A 5,785-nucleotide genomic window follows, 5' to 3' on the forward strand; every position below is an offset into this window, starting at 1 on the left:
CCGGGCGCCGTTCTCTGAGCGGCTGGTCCGCAAGTTCGAACTTCCAACCACCGGATGGCGAGGCCCAACGGTCCACGAGCTGTCTGCTGATGCTGCAGACGCGCCGACAATTGAACCTGTCGTGACCGTTGACCCGCACCACAATCTGAGCGGGACCGTCAGAAATGATTGAACAAATACACATCCGCGACCTCGGCGTCATCAGTGAAGCCACGCTGACGCTTGGGCCCGGCCTCAGCGTCGTCACGGGTGAAACCGGCGCGGGTAAGACAATGGTCGTCACGGCCCTCGGGCTGCTGCTGGGCGCACGGTCCGACGCCGGAGCGGTGCGCACCGGGGCAAAGTCGGCACTGGCTGAAGCCGTGGTGCGGGTTTCTCCGCAGAGCTCTGCTGCGCTGGCTGCCATAGAGGCGGGTGGTGAAGTTGAGGAATACGACGACGGCGCTGAGCTATTGCTGGCCCGTACCGTTGGTGCCGACGGCCGCAGCCGGGCCCACGTGGGCGGCCGTTCCGCTCCGGTCGGTGTGCTGGGCAGAATCGGCGCAGACCTGGTTGCGGTGCACGGGCAGTCGGATCAGCTCCGGCTGCGGAGTTCAGCGGCGCAGCGTGAGGCGCTCGACAAGTTTGCCGGTGAGGAACTGGTGCAGCTGCAGGAAGAGTACGGGGCCGCATACAGCCGCTGGCGGACAGCCGCCACGGAGACGGAAGAGCTTCGCTCAGCGTCCCGGGAACGGATTCGTGAGGCCGGGTCGCTTCAGTCCGCACTGGAGGAGATCGACGGTATCGATCCCCAGCCCGGCGAGGACCGAGCGCTCAAGGCCGAGTCCATCAAACTAACCAATATGGAAGAACTGCGGACGGCCGCCAATGTCGCCGGCCAGTCACTGACGGCCGACGTCGACATCGATACGCCCGATGCGGCCACCTTGGTGGATGCGGCAAAGCGCACCCTCGAACAGGTTGCCGAACACGACGAGTCGCTGCGGAGCGCTGCCGAAAGGCTGGCGGAGGTCGGCTACATTATCACCGACGTGGCCGGTGAGCTCTCCAGCTACGCCGCCTCGCTGGACGGGGAAGGTCCCGACCGGTTGGCGGAGGTCGAGGAGCGGCGGGCAAATCTGGGAAACCTGATCCGCAAGTATGCTCCCACCATCGACGAGGTCCTCGAATGGGCGGAAACCAGCCGTGCACGTCTGGACGACCTGACCGATGATTCCAGCAGGATCGAAGCTTTGGACGCCGAAGTGGTGGAACTTGAGCAGAGGCTGGTGAAGATGGCTGCGCAGCTGACTGCGCTGCGCATGGAGGCCGGCAAAAAACTGTCGGAACGCGTCAGCGCCGAACTCTCCGCATTGGCCATGCCGGACGCCGCGCTTGAGGTCAGGATCGAGGACTCCGGCCAGCTGGGACCGCACGGAGCCGACGTCGTCGAACTTCTGCTCCAGCCGCATGCCGGGGCACCCGCCCGCCCCCTCGGCAAAGGCGCTTCGGGCGGTGAGCTCTCCCGTGTCATGCTCGCTATCGAAGTTGTGCTGGCCGAAGTCGACCCGGTGCCAACGTTCGTCTTCGATGAGGTGGACGCCGGCGTCGGGGGCCGGGCCGCCGTCGAAATTGGCCGGCGCCTGGCCATGCTCGCCAAACATGTACAGGTACTTGTGGTGACACATCTGCCGCAGGTCGCGGCCTTCGCCGATCAGCACATCACGGTGATCAAGACCTCGGACACCAGCGGACCCGGGGGAGTCACGGCCAGTGATGTCCGCCTCCTCGATGACGCGGAGCGGGTTAAGGAGCTGGCGCGGATGCTGGCGGGCCAGGAGGACTCGAGTTCCGCGCAGGCCCACGCCCAGGAGCTGCTTCAGGACGCCAGAATGGGCTGAGGTCCTGCTTACTTAATCCAAGCGATCAATTGTAAAGGTGATAGGCTCAAACTCCGTGGTGCAGCAAACAAATTCCCGGTTCCTTAAGTCGTCAAGTACGACCAAACACATCTTCGTCACCGGTGGCGTGGCGTCTTCTCTCGGGAAGGGGCTGACGGCTTCCAGCCTGGGTCATCTGCTCAAGGCGCGCGGCCTGGCAGTGACTATGCAGAAGCTGGACCCGTACCTGAACGTGGACCCCGGCACGATGAATCCCTTCCAACATGGTGAGGTCTTCGTCACCAATGACGGCACGGAAACCGATCTGGACATCGGCCACTATGAGCGGTTCCTGGATGAAAATCTGGATGGCTCCGCCAATGTGACGACCGGCCAGGTCTACTCGACGGTGATCGCCAAGGAGCGCCGCGGCGAATACCTCGGCGATACCGTCCAGGTCATTCCGCACATTACGGATGAAATCAAGAACCGTATGCGCCTGCCGGCCCAGGGCGACAACCCGCCGGACGTCATTATCACCGAAATCGGCGGCACTGTCGGCGATATCGAATCACAGCCATTCCTCGAATCTGCCCGCCAGGTGCGCCAGGATATTGGCCGCGGAAACGTATTCTTCCTGCACGTGTCGCTGGTGCCTTACATCGGTCCCTCGGCCGAGCTGAAGACCAAACCAACGCAGCATTCGGTGGCGACACTGCGTTCAATCGGTATCCAGCCCGACGCGATTGTGGTCCGCTCCGACCGCCCGGTGCCGGACGCCATGCGGGAGAAGATCGGCCGGATGTGCGACGTCGACTCGGATGCCGTGGTCAACGCCGAAGACGCGCCGAGCATCTACGACATTCCCAAGAAGCTGCACAGCCAGATGCTGGACGCCTACATCATCCGTGCCCTCGACCTGCCGTTCCAGGACGTGAACTGGACCAAGTGGGACAAGCTGCTCGAAGCCGTCCATCACCCGGCCCACCAGGTCGAGATCGCGCTGGTGGGGAAGTACATTGACCTGCCGGACGCCTACCTTTCGGTGACCGAAGCACTGCGTGCCGGCGGTTTCGATAAGAACGCCAAGGTCAACATCCGCTGGGTGCCCTCCGATGAATGCGCAACACAGGTAGGCGCGGCCAAAGCGCTCGACGGCGTGGACGCGGTCTGTGTTCCGGGTGGTTTCGGAATCAGGGGTCTTGAAGGCAAGCTCGGCGCGCTGAAATTCGCCCGCGAAAATGAATTGCCGGTGCTCGGCCTCTGCCTTGGCCTGCAGTGCATGGTGATCGAGTATGCGCGCAACGTTGCCGGTATGGCAGGCGCCTCCTCGAGCGAATTCGACCCGGAGACCGAGTTCCCGGTGATTGCAACGATGGCGGAACAACTCGACATTGTCGCCGGTGAAGGTGACATGGGCGGAACCATGCGGCTTGGCCTCTACGAAGCAAAGCTGACAGAGGGCTCCGTCATCGCCGAAACCTACGGCACCACGACGGTCACCGAACGCCACCGGCATCGCTACGAAGTCAGCAACGAGTACCGCGAACAACTCGAAGCGGCCGGTCTTGTATTCTCCGGAACGTCCCCGGATGGAACACTGGTCGAGTTCGTCGAGCTGCCGCGCGAAGTTCATCCCTACTACGTTTCCACCCAGGCACATCCGGAACTCAGTTCCAGGCCGACCCGGGCGCATCCGTTGTTCTCCGGCCTGGTTGAGGCCGCGCTCCAACGCCAGCGTTCCGGGCGACTGGTGGAGGTCTAGCCGGTGGCGGACCAGACGGCGGGGGAGCCGCAGGAGCACCTTTCGGACCGTTACAACCCCCGGGGAAAGCTCGATTCCGAGGTTGTCTACCAGGGCCGGATCTGGAACGTTGTCCAGGACCGGTTCCAGCTCACCGATGACGGCGACCCGCTGGTCCGCGACTACATTGACCACCCGGGTGCGGTGGCAGTGCTCGTCATGAACGACGACGGCGAGGTGCTGTTGATCAATCAGTACCGTCAGCCGACGGGCATGAACCTGTGGGAGATCCCGGCCGGACTGCTCGACGTCGAGGGCGAGGACTTCCAGCTGGCCGCAGCGCGGGAACTGGCCGAAGAGGCAGACCTCACGGCGGAAACCTGGCACGTGTTGACCGATTTCTTTAATTCGCCGGGGTCGTCCAGCGAGGCTATCCGGATCTATCTGGCCCGCGGAATTGGCGAAGTCCCCCAACACCAGCTGCATGAGCGGACCGACGAGGAAGCCGAAATCGAACTGGCCTGGCTGCCCTTGGATGAAGCCGTGGACGCCGTGCTGGAAGGGCGGCTCCACAATCCTTCTGCCGTGACCGGTATCCTCGCCGCTGCGGCCGCCCGGACAAGGAACTACGAAAATCTCCGGCCTGCCGATGCGCCGTGGGCTGCCCATCCGACACAGCGCCACCTCTGGTCCAACAGCGGCGACGAAGGTTCGGCTGCAGTCCCTCCGGTGGATCAGGACTGAACCATGTCCACGGCGACCGGCCAACCTTCATCGGCTGCGGATGAGCTGCGTTCATCCGGCATAGGACGCGCCGTGGGGGAGTACCTGCAGCACATGGCGGTCGAACGGGGTCTGGCCGAAAATACTCTCTCCGCATACCGCAGGGACCTGCTGCGGTATGTACGGTATCTGGGGTCACTCTCCATTGAGACAGTGGAAGCCATCTCCCGCAAGGATGTAAGCGGCTACGCCCAGGCGATTGTGGAGGGAAGCGACGGCGGCGCGGCGCTCAGCATCCGATCTGCCGCACGTAACATCGTCGCAGTACGCGGACTTCACAAATTCTGGGCGCTGGAAGGCCATACCGCGACCGATCCGGCCAGCGACGTCCATCCACCCATGGCGGGTAAGCGACTGCCGAAAGCCATTTCCGTCGCCGAGGTCACCAGGATCCTTGAGGCCGCAGGGACAGACACCCCGACAGGATTGCGTGACCGGGCGCTGCTCGAGTTCCTCTATGCCACCGGCGCCCGCATCAGCGAAGCCGTGGGACTCGATGTGGACGACGTCTCCGTCGAGCCGGACATGGAAGGGCCCGCCGTCGTACGTCTCTTTGGCAAGGGATCCAAGGAGCGGCTGGTGCCGTTGGGTTCCTATGCAGCAAAAGCGATCGAAGCCTATCTGGTCCGCGGCCGTCCGATGCTCGCGGCCAAGGGTAAGGGAACGCCGTCCCTGTTCCTGAACGCGCGCGGCGGGCAGATCAGCAGGCAAAGCGCCTGGACGATCCTCAAGACCGCAGCGGAGAAAGCCAACATCGGCAAGGACGTTTCCCCGCATACATTGCGGCATTCGTTCGCCACCCACCTGCTCGAAGGCGGTGCGGACGTGCGGGTGGTGCAGGAACTGCTCGGCCATGCCTCCGTCACCACGACCCAGATTTACACTCTCGTCACCGCCGACACCCTCCGCGAGGTCTACGCCGCCGCGCACCCCAGGGCCCTGTAGCAGCAGCGCCCGCGACGGAGTCCCCCGGCGTGGGCCTGGAAACGATTATGCTCAGGGTATGAAATCCGTGCCGATCGCCTTGTGTTTCCTGCTGCGCACCGGTTCCGGAGGCCAGCCCCAGGTGCTGATGGGCCGCAAGAAAACCGGATTCGGGACGGGCAGGATGGTAGGCCTTGGCGGGCATGTGGAGGCCGGCGAGTCGGTACAGGATGCTGCCTGCCGCGAGGTCGCCGAAGAGTCCTCGGTGCTTGTCCGGCCGGGGGACCTTAACGACGTCGGCAGCGTGGAGTTTGTCTTCCCGGCCCGCCCGGAGTGGAACATGAGTACGCGGATCTTTACCGCGGACGAGTTCGAAGGCGAGCCGGTGGAAACCGGCGAAATAGCGCCGGGCTGGTTCGACCTTGATGCGCTGCCGGTGTCCGATATGTGGCAGGACGCGGAACACTGGCTGCCG

At 63.8% G+C, this 5,785-nt stretch carries 5 protein-coding genes; all 5 read left to right on the forward strand.

Features of this window, described 5'->3' with window-relative positions; genetic code table 11:
* Nucleotides 1–164: 164 nt before the first annotated feature.
* Complete coding sequence (gene recN / locus Y707_RS0111840; RefSeq protein ID WP_026535252.1) at nt 165–1,880, forward strand: DNA repair protein RecN; 1,716 nt, start codon at nt 165–167, stop codon at nt 1,878–1,880.
* 37 nt (nt 1,881–1,917) lie between these two features.
* Nucleotides 1,918–3,624, forward strand: coding sequence for a CTP synthase (gene pyrG / locus Y707_RS0111845; protein WP_026535253.1), 1,707 nt, complete (start codon nt 1,918–1,920; stop codon nt 3,622–3,624).
* 3 nt (nt 3,625–3,627) lie between these two features.
* The gene (locus Y707_RS25455) at nt 3,628–4,347 is read left to right on the forward strand and encodes an NUDIX domain-containing protein (protein WP_035781480.1); all 720 of its coding nucleotides are present in this window, start codon (nt 3,628–3,630) and stop codon (nt 4,345–4,347) included.
* A gap of 3 nt (nt 4,348–4,350) precedes the next feature.
* On the forward strand, nt 4,351–5,331 hold the full coding sequence (gene xerD / locus Y707_RS0111855) for a site-specific tyrosine recombinase XerD (protein ID WP_051441922.1): 981 nt from the start codon (nt 4,351–4,353) through the stop codon (nt 5,329–5,331).
* A gap of 58 nt (nt 5,332–5,389) precedes the next feature.
* A partial coding sequence (locus tag Y707_RS25460; RefSeq protein ID WP_035781482.1) for an 8-oxo-dGTP diphosphatase occupies nt 5,390–5,785 on the forward strand: 396 nt, incomplete at its 3' end.

The sequence above is a fragment of the Arthrobacter sp. H14 genome (assembly GCF_000520495.1).
GTDB lineage: Bacteria > Actinomycetota > Actinomycetes > Actinomycetales > Micrococcaceae > Arthrobacter_C.